The organism is Alphaproteobacteria bacterium RIFCSPHIGHO2_01_FULL_41_14, from assembly GCA_001767855.1.
Taxonomy (GTDB): domain Bacteria; phylum Pseudomonadota; class Alphaproteobacteria; order UBA7879; family UBA5542; genus 2-01-FULL-41-14.
Genome location: MEMF01000002.1, coordinates 767,771 through 787,970, shown reverse-complemented (window position 1 = coordinate 787,970; position 20,200 = coordinate 767,771). Strand labels below are relative to the sequence as shown.

Annotated in this window: 19 protein-coding genes; 15 read left to right on the top strand and 4 right to left on the bottom strand. The window is 46.2% G+C overall.

Going from position 1 to position 20,200, the window contains the following annotated elements; translation table 11 throughout:
• Positions 1–19 precede the first annotated feature (19 nt).
• Positions 20–445: a hypothetical protein gene (locus A2621_03910; protein OFW89996.1), complete on the top strand. Its 426-nt coding sequence runs from the start codon at positions 20–22 to the stop codon at positions 443–445.
• 179 nt (positions 446–624) lie between these two features.
• Positions 625–1,434, top strand: a complete 810-nt coding sequence (locus A2621_03905; GenBank protein OFW89995.1) for a hypothetical protein — start codon at positions 625–627, stop codon at positions 1,432–1,434.
• 142 nt (positions 1,435–1,576) lie between these two features.
• On the opposite strand, the gene A2621_03900 is transcribed toward A2621_03905, so the two are convergent.
• The gene (locus tag A2621_03900) at positions 1,577–2,482 is read right to left on the bottom strand and encodes a hypothetical protein (protein ID OFW89994.1); all 906 of its coding nucleotides are present in this window, start codon (positions 2,480–2,482) and stop codon (positions 1,577–1,579) included.
• Between the two features lies 1 nt (position 2,483).
• Entirely contained in the window at positions 2,484–3,137 is a 654-nt protein-coding gene (locus A2621_03895; GenBank protein ID OFW89993.1) for a fructose-6-phosphate aldolase, read from the bottom strand.
• 65 nt (positions 3,138–3,202) lie between these two features.
• Here A2621_03895 and A2621_03890 point away from each other — a divergent pair, with 65 nt between their 5' ends.
• From A2621_03890 to A2621_03830, 13 genes are all read left to right on the top strand, one after another.
• Positions 3,203–5,239 carry a hypothetical protein gene (locus tag A2621_03890; GenBank protein ID OFW89992.1) on the top strand — a complete coding sequence of 679 codons (2,037 nt, stop codon included), beginning with the start codon at positions 3,203–3,205 and terminating at the stop codon, positions 5,237–5,239.
• Positions 5,240–5,322: 83 nt separating this feature from the next.
• On the top strand, positions 5,323–6,915 hold the full coding sequence (locus A2621_03885; GenBank protein OFW89991.1) for a hypothetical protein: 1,593 nt from the start codon (positions 5,323–5,325) through the stop codon (positions 6,913–6,915).
• Positions 6,916–6,993: 78 nt separating this feature from the next.
• Positions 6,994–8,487 (top strand): leucyl aminopeptidase, encoded by a 1,494-nt coding sequence (locus A2621_03880; GenBank protein OFW89990.1) that lies wholly within the window; start codon positions 6,994–6,996, stop codon positions 8,485–8,487.
• 11 nt (positions 8,488–8,498) lie between these two features.
• Positions 8,499–8,951: a hypothetical protein gene (locus A2621_03875; protein ID OFW89989.1), complete on the top strand. Its 453-nt coding sequence runs from the start codon at positions 8,499–8,501 to the stop codon at positions 8,949–8,951.
• 139 nt (positions 8,952–9,090) lie between these two features.
• Positions 9,091–9,366 carry a hypothetical protein gene (locus tag A2621_03870; GenBank protein OFW89988.1) on the top strand — a complete coding sequence of 92 codons (276 nt, stop codon included), beginning with the start codon at positions 9,091–9,093 and terminating at the stop codon, positions 9,364–9,366.
• Positions 9,367–9,689: 323 nt separating this feature from the next.
• Entirely contained in the window at positions 9,690–9,995 is a 306-nt protein-coding gene (locus A2621_03865; protein OFW89987.1) for a preprotein translocase subunit SecG, read from the top strand.
• A gap of 47 nt (positions 9,996–10,042) precedes the next feature.
• Entirely contained in the window at positions 10,043–11,662 is a 1,620-nt protein-coding gene (locus A2621_03860; GenBank protein OFW90142.1) for a CTP synthase, read from the top strand.
• Between the two features lie 6 nt (positions 11,663–11,668).
• Entirely contained in the window at positions 11,669–12,511 is an 843-nt protein-coding gene (locus A2621_03855) for a 3-deoxy-8-phosphooctulonate synthase (protein ID OFW90141.1), read from the top strand.
• 9 nt (positions 12,512–12,520) lie between these two features.
• Positions 12,521–13,804, top strand: a complete 1,284-nt coding sequence (locus A2621_03850) for a phosphopyruvate hydratase (protein ID OFW89986.1) — start codon at positions 12,521–12,523, stop codon at positions 13,802–13,804.
• An 83-nt stretch (positions 13,805–13,887) separates the two neighbouring features.
• Positions 13,888–14,139 (top strand): hypothetical protein, encoded by a 252-nt coding sequence (locus A2621_03845; GenBank protein OFW90140.1) that lies wholly within the window; start codon positions 13,888–13,890, stop codon positions 14,137–14,139.
• A 192-nt stretch (positions 14,140–14,331) separates the two neighbouring features.
• A complete protein-coding gene (locus tag A2621_03840) occupies positions 14,332–14,700 on the top strand; it encodes a hypothetical protein (GenBank protein ID OFW89985.1) in 369 nt (122 codons plus the stop codon).
• 117 nt (positions 14,701–14,817) lie between these two features.
• Positions 14,818–15,699, top strand: coding sequence for a hypothetical protein (locus A2621_03835; protein ID OFW89984.1), 882 nt, complete (start codon positions 14,818–14,820; stop codon positions 15,697–15,699).
• Between the two features lie 17 nt (positions 15,700–15,716).
• Positions 15,717–17,510 carry a hypothetical protein gene (locus tag A2621_03830; protein ID OFW89983.1) on the top strand — a complete coding sequence of 598 codons (1,794 nt, stop codon included), beginning with the start codon at positions 15,717–15,719 and terminating at the stop codon, positions 17,508–17,510.
• Here A2621_03830 and A2621_03825 read toward each other — a convergent pair.
• The gene (locus tag A2621_03825; protein ID OFW89982.1) at positions 17,462–19,300 is read right to left on the bottom strand and encodes a hypothetical protein; all 1,839 of its coding nucleotides are present in this window, start codon (positions 19,298–19,300) and stop codon (positions 17,462–17,464) included. The genes A2621_03830 and A2621_03825 overlap by 49 nt on opposite strands.
• Positions 19,293–20,183, bottom strand: a complete 891-nt coding sequence (locus tag A2621_03820) for a hypothetical protein (GenBank protein ID OFW89981.1) — start codon at positions 20,181–20,183, stop codon at positions 19,293–19,295. Before A2621_03820 ends, A2621_03825 begins: the two co-directional genes overlap by 8 nt.
• Positions 20,184–20,200 lie beyond the last annotated feature (17 nt).

Sequence of the window (20,200 nt, the reverse complement as noted above, 5' to 3'; positions counted from 1 at the left end):
GCTCAACAAGGAGAGGATTATGGCAAAATTTTTACTCGCCATCGTCGTATTTTTTATGGGGGTGTTCCCCGCCATGGGGATGGCAGAATCCAAGCCAGAAGACCAAAAAGCGGCCTACGTCGCCTGGAATCAGAAGAAGGCAGCGCATTTTAGAATCAATGGCATCGGCCGTTTGATTCAATCCGTTAAAACGCCGCAGGCAAAATTTGAAGTATATAGTCTGTGGATCGATTCCTTGAAGTTGGAAATAGAGGAGGCAGATCAAGCTCTTTTGTCGGGCATCATCACCCAGTCTTTCTATGAAACGTTGTCAAAGCAGATCTCAACAGAAATGAAAAAAGTAGCCCATGCCGCAAAAAAATTGGGTTACACAGACTCTGCAAAAGCGTGGGAAGAATTGGCTAGGCAGTATAGAGAAACTAAGAAGACAGGGTTGGAGAAGTAAGAGTAAGTGCTCTTGACTAATCTCACATGGTTATTGTGTGAGAAAAATATGGAATGGTCTCATTTTAGAATCCAGAAGAGATTAAATCTCCAAGTTCTGTATGGGGACTGTCTCTTGAACGGTTTCAACTTTGTTTTTTTTCTTCTTTCCTATACCATGAACGGTGGAGGTAAAATAAAATGAAACTAGGGATTTTTCTACTCGTTTTTCCGTGGTTGATTTTTGCTAAAGGGCCGTCTGTTGTGGTGGAGGGTCGGTCATTCAACCGAGAGAATTTAAGCGGGCTTGTGAATATTTTCCAAGACAATCGGATTTTTGTGCGCGGTCGTGGCCCCCATTATTTTAAGGGATTTATAGACTCTCAACATCCTCGCTCTACCATTGTTTCGTGCGGGGATTCCCGCGTTCATACCCATGCCTTTGATCAGACACCTGACAATGACATTTTCATGATTCGAAATATCGGCAATCAATTAGATGATACGGCGGGCGTGGGGGGTGTAGACTATGGCGTTCTGAAACTGAAAACCCCGTTGCTGATCATTGTGGGGCACGATTTTTGTGGTGCGATCACAGCAGCCTCTGCAGACAAGACCATGGAAGAATTAAAAGCGCAGCATACGCCTATTTACAGAGAATTAGAGAGCATCAGAGCTGGTCTGAAGGGACATACGGTGTCTCAGCTAATTCCGGGATCGCCCAAGGACCAAACAGCAGCGCAGATCAGGACGGTCCGAGAAAATATCGCCCTGAATATTAATGTTCAGGTGGCCAAGGCTTTAGAGCGGTATAAAGACCAAGTCCGCAAGGGCGAGCTTATTATCATAGGGGCGCTCTATGATTTTGGAGGGCTTGAGCCACCCAAACAGCAGGGCCGTCTTGTGATTAAAAACGTGAATGGGGAAACGAACCCCTCTTTCATCGAAAAGTTTGTTCAGGCCGTCTCTCCCTTTTATGAAAAGGCGAGCCCGTACAGCGACAACGAATAGGGCCAAACTCTGTTCAACTTTTCCGTCATTGCGAAGGAATCTGTCAGGATTCCTGAAGCAATCCAGCTGTCTTGTGCTTTCATAAAAGATGGATTGCTTTGTCGATCCCTATGGGCTCTCCGCGCAATGACGGAGGGGGATTTTACGCCCGCGGATGACTATTTTTATAAACTTGCTGCAGCTTTTTACGGTTGATTTTGGTGTATCTCTGGGTAGTGGAGAGGGAGGCGTGTCCCAAGAGTTCTTGGATGGTGCGGAGATCGGCGTTTTCCTCTAACAAATGCGTGGCAAAGCTATGACGCAAGGCGTGAGGCGTGGCGGTTTCTGGGAGGCCTAAGGAACGGCGCAACAAAGTGATAGCCCGCTCGGCTACTGATACATTCAGCCGCTTGCCCTGCTGGCCATAAAAAAGAGGCTGCTCGTGGGATTTCAAAAACGGGCAGATAGCGAGATACTCTTGGATTCTCTGCCACACCAGGGGCAAAAACGGTACCACGCGCTCTTTGTTGCCCTTTCCTTGCACGCGCAGCATGCCATTCGGTGGGGGGATATCCCCTTGATTGAGGGTAAGCGCCTCATTAATGCGGAGGCCACAGCCATAGAGCAACGTGAAAAAGGCCTGGTCGCGCTTGCCCACCCATTCTTCCGTCACCAGATCAGAGGCATGGCTGAGCAGCGTTCGGGTATCCTCTTGGGAAAGCGCCCGAGGCAGGGATTGCTCGCGTCGGGGGGCCCGGAGGTTCCGAGCAAGGGGGTTATGCACCAAGTTTTCCTGATCGAGGAACAAAAAGAAACTGCGAATGACGGACACTGCGCGCGTCACCGAGGATTTGGTTTGTTCTTGGGCAGAGAGAAGGTCTGTCATCCAGGCGCGGAAGTCTTTGGATTTCAAGTCTTTGAGGTGAGAGAGCTGAATCTCCTCACCCAAATGGGCTTGAGTGAAGGACAAAAATTGGGTCAGGACACGGTTATACACTTGCACCGTTAAAGGTGACAGCTTCTTTTCTTTTTGCAGCCACGTGATCCAACTGGTGGTGGGGAGAGACATATTAAATCTTCTGGCCTGACTCTTTCCAATCTTTTAGGAACGCGGTGAGGCCCGCCTCCGTGAGGGGGTGGTTTAAGAGTTGCTTGATCACTTTCGCAGGCGCGGTCACCACATGGGCTCCCATGAGGGCGGCGTCCAAAATGTGTCGGGGGTTGCGCACGGAGGCCACCAATATTTCAGTGGTGAGTTCAGGATAGTTCCCATAAATTTGGCAAATCTCTTGGATCAAAGCCATGCCGTCTTCGGAAATATCATCCAGGCGTCCCACAAAGGGAGACACGAAGGTGGCACCGGCTTTGGCGGCTAGCAGGGCTTGGCCGGAAGAAAAGCAGAGCGTGACGTTGGTCATAATGCCTTCTTGGTGAAAAATGTTGCAAGCTTTAAGACCCTCGGCTGTTAAGGGTACTTTCACACAGACATTAGGGGCAATTTTGGCAAGAGTACGGCCTTCGCTGACCATTTCCTTGGCGTGGAGAGAGACCACTTCGGCACTGACGGGGCCTTGCACAATCTCACAGATTTCTTTGATCACGTCTTTGAAAGGGCGGCCTGATTTGGCAATGATGGAAGGGTTGGTTGTAACCCCATCTACTGCCCCCATGGCCGCCAGGTCTTTAATCTCCGCAATATCGACGCCGTCTATAAAAAATTTCATGGACTCTCCACTTCTTTCTGTTACTAATTAAAGTTCAGCTCTCACCATACCGAAAAAAAGAAACAATGTCAGTGCCTAGTCTAAAAAAAATTGCAATCTTACTGCCGGTGCCCTTTGATCAGACCTTTACGTACCAAGTGCCAGAGGCGTTGACGGTGGGGCGGGGTGATTACGTGCAGGTTTCTTTTGGATCCCGCACCCTCATTGGGGTGGTGTGGGGAGAAGCGGAGGATGTAGCGGAGGAGGTGCCGGCGCCAGCGGGAGAGGTGATCACCAAAACGCGGGCGGCGTATACCCTAAAACCGATTTTGAAAAAGAAAGATCTCCCTCCCTTGACCGACCAGACCCGGCAGTTCATCGAGTGGGTTTCCCAGTATTATCTTTCCCCTTTGGGACTGGTGCTCAAAATGGTGATGGCAGAGCCTTCGGTGTTTAAGGAACGGAAACGGAAGACCTCCAAAGAGGCGCCTGCTCTTCAGCCACGTGTCCCCGTTGTCTTGTCAGAAGCCCAACAACACTGCGCTTCTTTTTTGGCCGAAAGACTCAATGGATTCCACACCGTTTTGTTGGAAGGTGCCACGGGCTCGGGCAAAACAGAAGTTTATTTAGAGTTGATCAAAGAAGCTTCTGACCGGGGGAAACAGGCGGTGGTGTTGTTGCCGGAGATTGCGCTGAGTGCTCAATGGGTAGCACGCTTTGAACGGCGATTCGGGGAAAAGCCCTTGTTGTGGCACTCGGACCTGACGTCAGCCCAGCGGCGAGACAACTGGGAGAAAGTCGCCCGCGGAGACGCTCGTGTGGTGGTGGGAGCCCGGTCTGCCTTATTCCTACCGTACCAAGATCTGGGGTTGGTGGTTGTGGATGAAGAGCACGACGGAGGATATAAGCAAGAGTCTGGTGTTTTCTATCAAGCGCGTGACATGGCTGTGGTGCGGGCGTCTTTTGCCTCCTGCTTGGTGGTGCTCGCTTCTGCGACGCCCTCTTTGGAAACCTTGGTGAATGTAGAGCAAGGGCGCTATGAGAGATGTCATCTGGGAGAACGGTATGCAGAGGCCACCTTTCCGGAGGTGGTGTTGGTGGATCGACGGGAAGAAAAGGGGGGCGGCGTGCCGGGAAGCCAATGGATTTCTAAACCTCTCTATCAAGAGATGAAAGAAACGCTGGCAGCGGGGAATCAAGTACTCTTGTTTCTCAATCGTCGGGGGTATGCCCCGTTGTTACTGTGCCAGGCGTGTGGGATGCGGACAACATGCAAACAGTGTGACGCGTGGTTGGTGTATCACAAAAGCCAAAATAAGCTGCAATGCCATCATTGTGGCCATGGAGAGAAGCCCCGAACGGTGTGTCCGGGATGTGGAGCTGAAAAGAGTTTTGTGCCGTGTGGCCCGGGGGTGGAGCGTGTGATGGAGGAAGTGACGGCGCTTTTTCCTGATGCCCGTCCGTTGATGATGACCAGTGACACCATGACCACCATGAAGCAGGCCGAAGCTATGATCTCGAAGATTGAGAACAGAGAGGTGGACATCATTGTGGGGACGCAAGTGATGGCCAAAGGGCATCATTTTCCCCACTTGACTTTGGTGGGGGTGATTGATGGCGACTTGGGGCTGGGGGGTAGCGATTTGCGCTTGGTGGAGCGCACGTATCAGTTGCTGCATCAAGTGGCCGGGCGTTCGGGGCGTGCGGAGAAAAAAGGCCGCGTGCTCATTCAATCCCATAGGGGGGATCATCCGGTGATGTGTGCCTTGCTGGTGCAAGATCCTTCCCTTTTCCTGGCGTTGGAAAAAGAAAGCCGTGAGATGTATGGATTTCCGCCCTATGGACGACTTGCCGCAGTGATTCTCTCAGGACGGCAAGCACCAGAGGTGGAGAAGGCGGCGCGCGCTCTAGCGGCCGTGATTCCTCGGGTGAAAGACATTGAGGTACTGGGCCCTGTGCCCGCAGCCATGAGCCGGCTCAAAGGCCAGTATCGTTGGCGGTTCTTGGTGAAAAGCCCGAGGACCCTGAAGCTGCAGGCTTTTTTAAAGAGGTGGCGCGCGGCGGCGGCATTGCCTGCCCACATCCGATTCCAAATTGACGTGGATCCTTATAGTTTTTTTTAGAGAGGGGGCATCTTGTTTCAGATTCGTTTCTTCTGTACTATTTTAATAACGACCATATAAAAGCAAAAATCAGGGGGACACACATGTTTTTCAAAATTTTTTATCCGGTTTTGTTTTTAGTTTTGTTTTCTTATACCAATCCTCTTAAAGAAGGGGTTGATTGCTTTAATAGAGGAGATTATGAAGAAGCTCGTCGTCTGCTCTTGAAGTGTAGCCCGAACGATATTGGTGCCCAGGCTTATTTGCTGGCATCACAATCCTTTTCTGCTCGGAAAATAGAGCCCCACGTAATGGCTGGGTTAAGAACTTTAATAAGAGATGCTATAGACGATGAAAGCCATTCATATTATGTCGTAGCAAGACTGATTCGATCTTTTTGGAACCTTTACTCTCAAGAGACCAGGCGGTCGGAAACTGTTCTTGTCCCCGAAAGACGGTTTGTAAAGTGGGTCCAACATCTGCATGAAACACATCATCACCGGCGTTCGACAGAGGAAAGAGGGAGGGATGGTGCAAATGCGGCAGAAAGATTTAGGGTGTGGGGGGAGACAGGAGAGAGGAGGACTCCACCACCGTTGGAAAGAACATCTTCCTATCTTGATACGGTCGATCCAACATTAGGGGAAGCAAGACGCCCTGCTCCTGACTATGAGATGTTCAGGCAGGAATCGGGGGAAACAGGACGTTCTTCTCCTCTGAGTTTTGTTGAGACGTCGCCACGGGGCGCAGCAGAGAGGGGTGATTCCGGTGCTGCTGCGGCGTCGCAGCGGCAGGAAGAAAGTCGTTCTGACTCTATAGTAGAGGCGCCGCCTGCAGCAGAGGCGTCTGCTTCTCTTGAAAGGATGCGACGGAGAGGAACAGTGATAGATCTTGACACGGTGATTCCCATACCTCATATAGCGGAACAGCCAAGAAGCGTCTCTAGGACTTCGAATGTTTCTATAGATACGGTCATCGAGGGAGGGCGGGCATCTCCAGATTATGGACACTCTATGGCAGCCGCTGGGCTTGAACATCCTGATTTTCAAGACATTGTTGATTTTGTCCATGGGAATCAATATTTCCCGATTGCGGATTTATTTGAAGGAGGGCCGTCAGAAGAAAATGGTCTTCTTGATTTACAGCGCCTCATAGAATTAAGAAAACATCACGGCTTTTATTTTTATGGTACTCATAGTTTGAGTGATAGGTCGCCCGTTACGATCGAAGTGAGCGCTTATCTTAAAAGTCGGGGGTTGGGAGCTCTACTGACGGCAGGGCGCCTAGGAAATGTGGCAGCACTTACCTTTTCCAAAAAGTTTTTAAAGATAGATGGATCCTCTTACTGGACAGACAACTGTGAATGTTGGTGTTGTTACGGTGTACCGATAGGGGCGCCTCGATTGGGGTGTGCTGGATATGGGGAGAAGTGGGATTGTGGGCTAGGATTGTGTGGGGCTCGGGTGGGATGGACTGCGGATCAGCTTTGTTCCAATATTCGAAATGTGTCAAGAACAATGCTAGAGAATATTGTCATGGCGGCGGGTGTTGGACTTCTTGTTTTGCAACAATTATCAGTGAATGAAGTTGTTGATTTGGGTGAAGGGGGGTCCACTGTGTCTGGATTGGGAGGAACAGTGGCAACAGTGGCGGCGTACCTATCAGCCTACAACAATCCAAAAACAAAAACCGATTAAAAATCTTCTTTTCCTGTACGACGTTCTTAGAATTTGCTAAAAGGACGTAGTCCATACGTAGATGAGGAGGATTTTTCTGTGAATATAGCTTTCAAGCCGTCTAAATTCCCCACGACAGGCACTGTCTGTGTGGCTGTTTTCGAAGGGAATGTTTTGTCGGGGCCAGCCCAGCTTCTGAATGAAAAGATGGGGGGGGCTTTGGCCCGTGCCCTCAAGAATGCTCATTTTGAGGGAAAAAAGGGAGAAGTGTTTCCGGTGGCGTCTCCCGGCGGCCTTTCTTTGACCCGAGTTATCTTGTTTGGCCTGGGAAAGTTAGACGATTTAAAGTTTCAAGATGCCATTGAAGGGGGGGCTTCCCTTGTCACCTATCTTCGCCAAGTGCCAGACAGGGACATCCTAGTGATGATTGAAGGCATTGAGAATGCTAATCTAGATAATGGGAAGTTGGCAGCCGGTATGGCCAGCGGCCTTCTATTGCGCGGCTATGACTTTCATAAGTATAGAACACAGTTGAAACCCAATCAAAAGTTGGCGCTCGAAGACGTGGTGTTCTCAGTGGACTCGCCTAAGAATGCAGAAGCAGTCTTTCAGAAAGAAGAAAAAGTTGTGGAAGCTGTTTTGTTTGCGCGCGATTTAATGTGTGAGCCCCCCAATATTTTGGATCCAGAGACATATGCCAAAGAGTTAAAGAATCTTTCCAAACTAGGCCTGAAAGTAGAAGTCCTGGGTCGTAAGGATATGGAAAAGATGGGGATGAATGCCTTGCTCGGTGTGGCTCAGGGGAGCTCCAAGGAAGCCCAGTTGGTGGTCATGCATTGGAAGGGGGCTGGGAATAATGAGGCGCCTCTTGCCTTTGTGGGCAAAGGGGTGACGTTTGACACCGGTGGTATCTCCATTAAACCAAGTGCGAAGATGGATGAAATGAAGATGGATATGGGCGGCTCTGCAGCAGTATGCGGACTGATGTATGCGCTTGCCGCCCGAGAAGCCAAAGTGAATGTGGTGGGTGTGGTCGGGCTTGTGGAGAACATGCCCGATGGGAATGCCCAGCGCCCCGGAGATGTGGTGACGTCCATGTCGGGTCAGACCATTGAGATTCTCAATACGGATGCAGAAGGACGTCTGGTCTTGGCGGATGCCTTGTGGTACACCCAATTAACCTTTAATCCCAAACTCATCATTGATTTGGCGACGCTCACCGGGGCTATCAGCGTCTCGTTGGGTAGCAAGTATGCTGGGCTCTTTTCAAATGATGAAGGATTGGTGCATAAGCTGCGTCAAGCGGGAGAAGAGACAAAAGAGCAGGTCTGGCAACTGCCCTTGGATGAACGCTATGACAAAGATATTAATTCACCCATTGCGGACATGAAAAATATCGGGGATAACGGGGCAGGCAGTATAACGGCCGCCCAGTTCTTGCAGCGGTTTGTGAATAAGAAGCCCTGGGCCCACCTTGATATTGCAGGCACAGCGTGGACAAGTGAGCCGCGTACGTTGTCAGGACGGTACCCCATTGGGTTTGGCGTGCGGCTTTTAAATGCGTTTGTTCAGAAATTTTATGAAAACAAATAAAGGAGGCTGGAATGAAAGTCCGGTTTTACCAATTAACGTCGGCCCCTTTGGGAAAGGTTTTGCCGAAGCTTTTAGAAAAGATTTATGAACAGCGTCAGCGCATCCTCGTTTTGTGTTCCAATGAAGAAACGGTACAGGCCTTTAATGAAGGGTTGTGGACCTATCGTCCTACTAGCTTTTTACCCCATGGTACGTCAAAGGAAGGGGATGCGACCAATCAGCCCATTTGGCTTTCTTCCAAAGTAGAGCCATTGAATGGAGCCACCGTGTGTGTTTCCATCGAACCTAAAAAACTAGAGGAGCTCAGCCGATTTGAGGTGGTGGTTTACCTTTTTGAATCTAGCCGAAACGCGGCCTTTATTTCTTTATGGCAAGAGTGTCAAAATAAAAAAATAGAGACTGTTTTTTGGGACCAGGATGTGGAAGGCGCGTGGGTTGAAAAAGTGGCCGCGGAAGTGGGTTGAGTCCCTGGGTTTGGGGAGGATGGAAGTGTTGCAAAAAAGCCTCCATCTTTTTTTGACGATAAAAGTTGTTGACGACCTCTAAGCTATCGTGAGATATTTTTCTTATGCGAATACAAAGATTCATAACGGAGGAGTTTCAATGAAAAAGTCTTTATTAAGTGTTACACTTTTAGCAGTTTTGTTTGGTGGGTTGTCTTCTTATTCTTTGGGAGATGATCGCAGAATGAGTGCAAAACAACAAGAGGCATGTCGTACAGCTTGCTTGAAAAATGCAGGATGGAAGTGGGATCCGACTTCTGCGGATAACCGAAAAGGATGTACGTGTCGTGATGAAGGTGGAAACGAAGTCACAATCACGGATTATGATCTTGGTGAAAAGAGGCTTGACAACGTAGTTTCCAAGACAAAGCAATAAGCTTTTTTAAAAGCTATTTTTCTAGCAAGATGTCTTTCAAAAAAGCAGGATGAATGTCCTGCTTTTTTATTTTAAATAATAGAGTTGATCCAGTCCTGTCACTGCGAAAAAATTTGTGAGGATTTTTGAAGCAGTCCACCTTTCTTCCTCTTAAAAAAGATGGATCGCTTCGTCGGCTTTTCAAGCCTTTTCGCGATGACGCAAAACTCTGGGCCCCCGCCTACGCGAGGGCGACAAAAGGGAGAGATTAAGAAAAAACCTTGAATAAATAAGGGAATGTCTATAGAAAAGAAGGAACAATTTTATTTCTTAAGGACGAACAGATGACCACATTCTTATTAATTATTCTCTCCTTCGTAACGCTTGCCATGATTATTTGCATTTTGTTGCAACAAAGTGAAGGGGGAGGCCTGACTTCTGGAGGGCCAGCTATGGGAGGCATGATGTCGGCACGGGGGGCAAAAAATCTTTTGACTCACGTCACCGCTGTTTTGGCTACTATTTTCATGACACTTTGCATTGTTTTAGCCATTCTGAGTGGCGCGGGGCGGAAGAGCGTAGAAAGTTCCGTGTTAGACGAGATTAGCCAACAGAAACCCGTCATTCCTGCGGCGCCAATCAGCCAGTGATTTTATAAGAGGGAGCCTTTCTTTTGGAAAAAAGAAAGGGCGGTAATGTGACATACTATATTTTTGTAACAGGTGGTGTTCTTTCTTCTTTAGGGAAAGGAATCGCGGCATCTTCAATTGGGACCTTGCTGCAAGCCAATGGGTATAAAGTGTGTCTTCGCAAAATGGATCCCTATATCAACGTAGACCCCGGCACCATGAACCCGTATCAACACGGGGAGGTTTTTGTGACCAATGACGGTGTTGAAACCGATATGGATCTTGGCCACTATGAACGGTTTACCAATGTGGATGCCCGTAAATCAGATACCATCACCACCGGTCAAATTTATTGGGACGTAATCGAGCGTGAGCGACGGGGAGAGTACTTGGGGGGCACTGTCCAAGTTATTCCCCATATTACAAATCGAATAAAAGAATTCATAGGCTTCCATGACGAGGATCTGGATTTTCTCATTACTGAAGTGGGTGGCACCGTGGGAGACATTGAAAGCCTGCCGTTTATTGAAGCTTTGCGTCAATTTAGCAATGATATTGGGCGGAAGCGTTCTTTGTTCGTGCACCTCACCTTATTGCCCTATATTGCCACAACAGGGGAACTGAAAACCAAACCGACCCAACATTCGGTAAAAGAGCTTTTGAGTTATGGGATCCAACCGGACATTCTCTTGTGTCGCAGTGAAAAACAAATGTCAGCTGAAGAACGTACGAAACTTTCTCTGTTCTGTAATATCCCCGAAGATCGTGTGCTATCAGCCTTAGACGCTGGCAGTATCTATGAAGTGCCCCTGATGCTGCATAAACAAAATCTAGACAAAGAAATTTTATCCTATTTTGGGATCTTTCAAAAGAAAGCCCCAGATTTAAACCACTGGCAGAAATTTGTGGAGAACCAGAGCCGTACAAAACATACGGTGACAATCGGTCTCATTGGAAAATATGTCTCTTTGCAAGACGCTTATAAATCTATTCATGAGGCACTCATTCATGGAGGGGTTCACCTTCATACCCAGGTTCAGATTCGGTGGATTGATGCCGATACGTTAATCCCCAAAACTTATAAATCCATGTTATCTGAACTGGATGGCATTCTGGTGCCTGGTGGATTTGGCGGGCGTGGGGTGGATGGGAAAATGTTGGCCATCCGATATGCACGAGAAAACAATGTGCCGTTTTTTGGTATTTGCTTTGGCTTGCAGCTTTCCTTGATTGAAATCGCACGGCAGGTGGCAGGCCTCAAAGAGGCGGGATCTACTGAGTTGGAAAACCCAAAGACTCCGGTTGTTTGTTTGATGGGTGAATGGGAGAAGGAGGGTGCTTTGGAGGCCCGGACAGAGCAATCTGATAAGGGGGGGACGATGCGACTCGGTAATTATCCGTGCACTGTTTTAGACCGCACAAAGGCTTATGAGGCGTATCAAGGGAACATGATTCAAGAACGCCATCGCCATCGATACGAAGTGAATATTAAATATAAAGCCGATTTAGAGAAAGCGGGCGTGGTCTTTTCAGGGATGTCTCCTGATGGGAAACTGCCTGAGATCATTGAGCTTAAAGACCATGCGTGGTTTGTTGCTGTTCAATTTCATCCAGAGCTTAAATCTCGACCCTTTTCTCCCCACCCTTTGTTTGTATCATTTTTAAAAGCCGCTTTAAAAAGAAAGTAGATGTCCATGATCCTTCCTGTACACGTTCCTGTTGGCTCCTTAAAAATTGGAAATGACCTCCCGTTTACCTTATTGGCAGGCCCGTGCCAGATGGAAAGTGAGGCCCATGCCTTTGAAATGGCCCATGCGCTGGTGGAACTGTGTGGTGATCTTCAGATTCCTTTTATCTACAAAACCTCCTTTGATAAAGCAAATCGCACGAGCATTTCAGGGGAGCGGGGCATGGGACTAGAAAAGGCTATGCCTGTGTTTGAGAAGATTCGATCCAAATTTGGCTGTCCGGTGGTCACAGATGTGCATACAGAAGAACAGTGCAGAGACGTGGCCCCCTATGTGGATGTCTTACAGATCCCAGCATATTTGTGCCGACAGACGGATCTTTTATTAGCCGCAGGTCGGACAGGGCGGGTTCTGAATGTGAAAAAAGGTCAGTTTCTAGCGCCGTGGGATGCTGCGAATATCGCCAAGAAGATTGAAACCACGGGCAACAAAAATATCTTATTATGTGAACGGGGGGTGACCTTTGGGTACAATCGGCTGGTGGTGGATATGCGAAGTTTCCCCATCATGGCACAGACAGGCTATCCTGTGGTGTTTGACGCGACCCATTCGGTTCAGGAGCCAGGGGGACAAGGATCCAAAAGCGGGGGACAGCGAGAGTTTGCCCCCATTCTGGCACGGGGGGCGGCTGCCATTGGTGTTGCGGCGTTTTTTATGGAAACACACCAAGATCCAGATCACGCCCCCAGTGATGGCCCTAATATGATTTATTTAAAAGATATGCGACGGGTGTTGATGGAGTTGAAAGAACTCGATTCTTTTGCCAAAAGAAATCCGGTTCATTTATAGGAGATTTTTATGAGTTCCATTGTTGATATTATTGGGCGTCAAATTTTTGATAGTCGGGGGACCCCTACCCTTGAAGTGGAGGTTTTATTGGAAAGTGGGGCTTGGGGTCGGGCATCTGTACCGTCGGGAGCGTCGACGGGCAGCCATGAGGCAGTGGAATTGCGGGATGGAGGCAAAGCTTTCGGAGGCAAGGGGGTGTTAAAAGCGGTTGATCATGTGACTCACGATATTTTTGATGCGCTCAGAGGGCTGGAAGGTCTGGACCAACTACTCATTGATAAAACGCTGTGTGCCTTGGATGGAACACCCAATAAGAAGAAATTAGGGGCTAATGCCATTTTGGGAACGAGCCTGGCCGTGGCACGGGCAGGGGCAGACGAACTCGGGTGTCCGCTATATCGGTATTTAGGAGGGCCTTCTGCCCGCATTTTGCCTATTCCGTTGATGAACGTGATTAATGGGGGCGCGCATGGGGATAATAACCTGGATATCCAAGAGTTTATGATTGTCCCCGTGGGGGCGAAGACGTTTGCTGATGCTATGAAGATGGGAGCAGAAGTTTTTTATGCCCTCAAGGCGTTACTGAAAGAAAAAGGGTTGAATACGAATGTGGGAGATGAAGGTGGATTTGCCCCCAATCTTCGATCAAACCGCGACGCCCTTGATTTGCTTGTGACAGCCATTCAATCAGCTGGCTTTAAGCCTCAACAAGACATGGCCTTGGCCTTAGATGTGGCCGCTACAGAGCTCTATAAGAATGGTCAGTATCATTTTGAGGGAGAGAAGAAGAGCATGTCCGCAGAACAACTATCTGACTATTATTTCGAGCTCATAAAAGCCTATCCCATCGTTTCCATTGAAGATGGCATGGCAGAAGATGATTGGACAGGGTGGCACCATATGACCCAGCAGATGGGATCCTTGGTACAGCTGGTGGGAGATGACCTGTTTGTAACGTCAGAAAAAAGACTCCTCAAGGGGTGTCAGAGGGAGGCAGCGAACTCTATTCTCATTAAGCTGAATCAGGTAGGCACCTTATCTGAGACGATCTCAACGGTACAATCAGCCCATCGTCAGTCCATGACGGCTATCATTTCCCATCGTTCGGGTGAAACGGAAGATACATTTATTTCTGATTTATCTGTTGCTTTGGGGACAGGGCAAATTAAAACAGGATCTTTGTCGCGAACGGATAGAATAGCTAAGTATAATCAACTTCTAAGGATTGAGGAAGAATTAGAAGGTAATGGGTATTATTTCGGAAAACAGGCATTTCCAAAAACCTATAAATAGCGTATCTTTGAAAGGCTATGAATAGACAGTACCGCTATTACCTAAAAAAATTCTTTCTGCCTGCTTCTTCATCCATTCTATTTATCTATTTTTTTTGGCATATTCTGAGCGGAGATCACGGATGGTTTTCGTGGCGCTCCCTAGAGACTGAATTACAGGACAGTCGCAAAATCCTATTGGTATTAGAAGAAGAAGAAAAAAAATTACAAAACAAGGTTAAGTTGATGCGTCCAAAACATTTGGACCGCGACTTATTAGATGAAAAAGCACGAGAGATGCTGAATGTGGCGGATGATCAAGACATAGTCGTGATTGATGACGCCATAGGATCTTAATTTTGACAGGTAGTAGAAATTATAAAAAAAAATCTTATTTCAATATTTAGTTTCTTTCTCATACTGGTAGGACAGATCACTCTTTCTGCTGGAGCAGATAACTCTCTTGTTATCCAAAAGTATTTTGGACAAGAAAAGTGCTTAGGAAAAGGGACGGTCTATAAATTTATTATTCCTGCTTATGATATTAGTTTGTGGGTTGAGAACGGAAAAAAGTGGGGATATGACCAGCTTTTTGCCTTGGAGGTTAAAGCCAGGTGGGATTCAAGTAAAAAAGAGATGTTGGATAGTACAATAGAAGTAATGAAAAGAAATACGAAGATGACAGAAAGTCAATCTAGAGACTATACCCAGTTTCTTGAGTCTTTTTATCCAGACTTAAAAGAGGGTGATTTAGTAACGGTCGTTTATATGCCAGAGCAAAAGATCCTTTTCTATTATAATGATCGATTACTGAAAGAATCTGGAGATATGACATTTGCCAAGGCTTTTTGTGATATCTGGCTGTCTCCCAAGACGAAGTATGAGAGTGCGCGCCTTTCGATGTTGGGACTTGAGTAATCTTTTCAAAATATAAACAGAATAATCATTTTTTTGTATTATCAGAAAAATATGATATGAATAACTTAAATTAGTAATTTATGTATTACTAGTTAATATTTGAATGGATTTTAGATAATGACGTTAGATCAGTTAAAGACCTTTTATATAGTTGCCAATGCAGGGAGCTTCACGAGTGCGGCCATAGAATTAAATATGGACCAATCTAATGTCAGTCGAAAAATCATTTCTATGGAAACGAGATTGCGTACGAAGCTATTTACGCGCAAAGCTCGAGGATTAATTTTAACCCCTGAAGGACAGGCTCTTTTAGAGGAGACAAGAGAGATTTTAAACCGTATCGAGGGCATGAAAAACATTGTTAAAAATGTTCATAATGAAGCTCGTGGTTTATTAAATATTAGTGTTTTAGATAACTTCTATGATCACTTTTTATTGCCTAATCTCCATGGTTTCTTAGAATCATACCCAGATATTCGCCTAAACATTAACAAAGTAGATGCATGGAATGTTTCTGATCTCGATTCAAGCGACATGATGGTGGCGATTAGGCCCTATATGCAGAACGCAACAAACGTTGTACAAGAATTTTTAACCAGGCTACATATCAGGCTATATGCAAGTAAGGCTTATTTGAAAGAATTCGGAACCCCAAAGCGACTGGAAGATTTGTCGCATCATCGCTTGTTGGCGTACGGCCCTAAAAATGATTTGTCTTCCGTCGTCAACTGGCATCTCTTTGCGGGATTGTCTTTTGGGAATCCGCGGGAACCCTATATTCAAACAAGTTGTTTTAAGACGCGACTAGATTTGACAGAGCGAGGGTTTGGTATTGCGGCGCTTTCCTCTGAAATGGTGGGTGATAATAAAAATCTTGTGCCCGTTCTTCCTGATCACGAAGGAAGTGTTATTGATTTCTTTTATATCTATCCAAACTTGCATAAAAATGCTATCCCGGTAAAAAGATTTGGAGAGTTTGTTCACACTTTCTTCCATTAGGAGTTTAGGAGCTGTTGGTGTTTAAGATAGGTAGTTTTCTAGTCGGCATTTTCCTCCTTCTTTTTTCTTTCCTCTCGAGTGCAGAGAGTGCCCCCAAGAAGGTTCATGGTATTTCCATGCATGGTCTTCCCAAATATAAAGGGGGGTTTAAGCACTATGATTTTGTGAATCCCAATGCGCCGAAAAAAGGAAAGATCGTTTTGGGTGAAGTCGGGTCGTTTGATAGTTTGAATCCGTGGATTTTAAAGGGAGTGGCGGCGAAAAAGATTACGCTCACACGAGCAACATTGTTGGGTCGTTCCCCAGAAGAGCCTTTTACCATGTATGGGGTGGTGGCAGAGACACTAGAATTCCCTGAGAATCGAGCGTGGATTATCTTTAACATTCGTCCGGAAGCACGGTGGGATCATGGAAAAACCATCACAGCAGATGATATTATTTTCAGTTACCAGACGTGGCTGGAGCAAGGGCAGCCTTTCATGAAAACTTATTATCGAAAGGTTCAAAAAGTTGAAAAGCTTTCGGATAAGCGCGTTAAGTTTACCTTTGATCCAGAAAAATCTGATCGTGAGGTGCCGCTGGTCATGGGAATGATGCCTTTATTGCCGAAGGATGTGTATGAGGGCAAAGATTTAAGCAAAATTTCTTTGAAGCCATTGGTTTCAAATGGGCCTTACCGGATTAAATCTTTTGAGCCTGGTCGATTTATTGTTTATGAACGCATAAAAGATTTTTGGGGCAAGGATCTGCCCACGTATAAAGGCCGCTTTAATTTTGATGAAATTCGCCTGGATTACTATTTAAGCGAATCCATTTTATTTGAGGCCTTTAAATCTGGAAAAATTGACATGATGGAAGAAGAAAACCCTCAAAAATGGAAGTGGAATTACGCATTTGCCGCATCTAAAAAAATTAAGAAGGAAGAAGTCGATCACAAACGTCCTGTGGGGATGTCTTCCTTTGTTTTTAATACGCGGAGGGAGCTTTTCAAGGATGCGCGGGTGAGGGAGGCTTTGACTCTCGTGTTTGATTTTGAGCACTTAAATGATTCTTTGTTTTATGGGATGTACACCCGCACGCACGGCTTTTTCGACAATACAGAATTGGTGCCTCACGGCAAACCAACGGGCCAAGAATTAGCCATCTTGAATCGCTATAAAAAGAAAGTGAATCCCAAAGTTTTTGAAGAATCTTATCAGCCGCCGGTGAATAAAACTCCAGCGCAGAAAAGAGCAAACGTAGAGAGAGCTTTGCAGCTTTTGAAACAAGCAGGATGGCGCCTTGAAAAAAATAAACTGGTTCATGAAAAAACAAAGACCCCTTTTGTTTTTGAGATTCTTTTAAAATCAAAAGAGCATGAAAAAGTGGCCTTAGAATTTGGGAGAAATCTCGAGCCCCTCGGTATCAAAGCCTCTGTTCGAATCGTGGATGAAGCCCAGTATGAACGTCGAAAAATCGATTTCGATTTTGATATGCTTTATTACTTGTGGGTGGGGACACGTTCTCCTGCTGGAAATGAACTTATTAACTATATCTCTTCAAAAGCCGCCGATATTCAGGGAAGTCGTAATTATCCGGGCATTAAAGATCCCGTCATTGATGACTTGATTCAAAACATGCTTCAATCAAAAGATCGGGCGGTTTTGGTGGCTAACGTGAAAGCGTTGGATCGTATTTTAATGTCAGGGAATTATGTCCTTCCCCTCTTTCACCTGGCAAAGGATATGATCGCCTACAAAGAGCGGTTAGCCCATCCGACTCTTCAGCTGATGATGGAGTCTCGCATAGAGTCTTGGTGGGAAAAAGCTTGATCCTTTTTTTCGAAAGGGGCGATGGCGGTTTTCAGCCAGGCCTTTTCGTTAGGATTTAAGAACTTATGAAGAGCGGTCCAAACGGTTTGATGATACTTATTGAGCCAGTCTATTTCATGATCAGACAAAAGCGTCTTCTCAATGCAGGTGCTATCGATGGGGCAGAGGGTCAAGTTTCTAAACTTTAGTAAAAAATTTCCGTGACTATCTTTGTGAGAAGATTTTTCCACAACCATCAAATTTTCTATGCGCACTCCAAATTGTCCAGGCAAATAACATCCGGGTTCGTTTGATAAAATCATGCCAGGTTTGAGCGGTGTGGGAGAAGAGCGGGGGGAGATGTTTTGGGGCCCTTCATGAACGTTCAGATAATGCCCTACTCCATGCCCAGTGGAATGGGCATAGTCAAAACCAGCTTCCCACAAAGAGCATCGTGCTAAGACATCCAACTGCATCCCATTGGTGCCTTTAGGAAAGTGTACCAAGAACAAAGCGATGAATCCTTTTAAGACCCTTGTAAACACATCTTTTTGGAGAGGGGTAGGGTTGCCTCCAAGGCATATGGTGCGCGTAACGTCGGTTGTTCCCTCAAAGTATTGCCCTCCAGAATCACACAGCAATAAATCATTTACTTTTAAGGTCTTGGATTCTTCGTTGGCACGATAATGGACGATCGCCCCGTTTTCATTTGTACCGACAATGGTGGGGAAGCTGGGGCCCTTGCAATGTTTGTTTTCAGCTCGCAGGGAATCTAGCTTGAGGGCCGCTTCAAATTCTGTGATTTTTTTGGAAGAAACAGTTTTCTCTAGCCAACAGAAAAACTTGGTGAGTGCAATGCCATCCCAAAGGTGGGCTTTTTGAACATGGGAGAGTTCTGTTGGTGTTTTACAAGCTTTTATGGCTACACAAGGATCTTCCACGTTTATAAGAGCCGCTGCTGGGAGCTCTAGAATTTGTTTTATGGCACAGGGGGCGCTTTGCTCGACGTATCCTATTTTTAATCCTTTGACGAGAATGGGTAAGCTTTTCTTTAAATCCACCGATGATAAATTATGGAAGGTGACCCTTTCAGAAAAATGTTTTTTTATCGCGGGGGTGAGGTTTTCTAAGTAAATACAAAGATCAACTTTCCCTGTCTTATGAATGAGCGCAAAGCAAAGAGAAATGGGTGTATAAGATGTATCATGGGCACGCATATTAAGAAGCCAACAGATTGAGAAAGAGGAGTTCAAAAAGAGAGCATCTATGTTTTTCTTTTGTATTTCGGCCGCAATGAGGTCTAGCTTTTCTATCCAAGACAACCCCGCATATTTTTCAGGATATAGAAAGACTTTTGTTTTTGTAATGGCGGGCTGATCTTTCCATATCTCACTCACCAGATTTATCTTTAGAGGGGAAAAGGTCACGGATTCAGTGGCGGCTTGCAATTGATTTATTTGTGCGACGGTATAATCCCACGGATCATAGCCGATGACAAGGGAATGGGAAGAAGACAGTTGTTTTTCGTGGATCCACTCAACGATGGCACTTAGACCATGACCTCTGATTTCAAAGGCGGTCGGATCCACTTCATTCTGTGCTTGGAGTGTATAGCGACCATCCACAAAAAGGGCGGCCGAATCTTTCAGGACCAAAATGGTCCCAAGGGAACCTGTGAAACCAGATAGGAATTTTATGCGTTGGAAGTACTCGGGGATATTATCATTTTGAAAAGGATCTGCCATGGCGATGAGCATGCCGTCTACTTTGGCTTCGTGGAGTTTCCGTCTGAGGTTTTTGAGTTTATTCATGGGTTAGAATTAATGTCTCCCAATCTTCTATGGCAATTCTGTTTGTTAATTGTAACCCATACTTTTGATGTTGTTCAATCACTTCTTGAGACTGTGTCTTTAAAAGGCCTGACAGAATAGCCATTCCTTTGGGGCGAAGATGTTTCCTTAACTGAGGCGCCATCTCGCAAAGAGGCTTTGCTAGGATATTGCACAAAATAAGGTCGAATGTTTCTTCTTTTTTTAGGCTTACATATCCGTTGCTTTGAAAACAAGAAACTTTAGTTTTCAAATTATTTTTTCTAAGGTTTTCCTTCGTGGTCTCTATGGAGAAGGGATCTATATCCACGGCTGTGAAAGGGATCTTAAAAAACATCGACGCTGCCATGGCAAGAATCCCTGATCCACAGCCCATATCTAAGCCCTTTTGGGGTATAAATTCTGGGAGTGAGGAAAGGGCGAGTAAGCACCCCTTGGTGCTGGCATGCTCACCACTTCCAAACGCAAGGGCGGCATTTATTTCTAAACTTAATTTATGCTTTGGGATTTTTCCCTCAAAGTGGGACCCATAGATAAAGAAAGATCCAATCTCTAGAGGTGGGAAGGAGAGTTGATTTTCCAGGAGCCAATTTTTCTCAGGAATCTCTTCAATGGACAGCGCGGTGGGAGAAGGAAGGTTGTAACTTTTGAGAGCTCTAGAAAGTGTTTCTACCACCATTGTCTGTGTCAAAGGGAGGAGTGTTTCTTTGTTCGAGACAAAGGCATCAATCCGGATATCTTGATCAGGATTTTCAGAAACATCCCAAGACACATTTTCTGATATGTTCTCTAAAAGATTCACAAAGCTATCTACCAACGTGGGCGCAACGATGAGTTTAAGGTGGAATAAAATTGGTTTGTTCATGGTTTCCGACAAAAAAA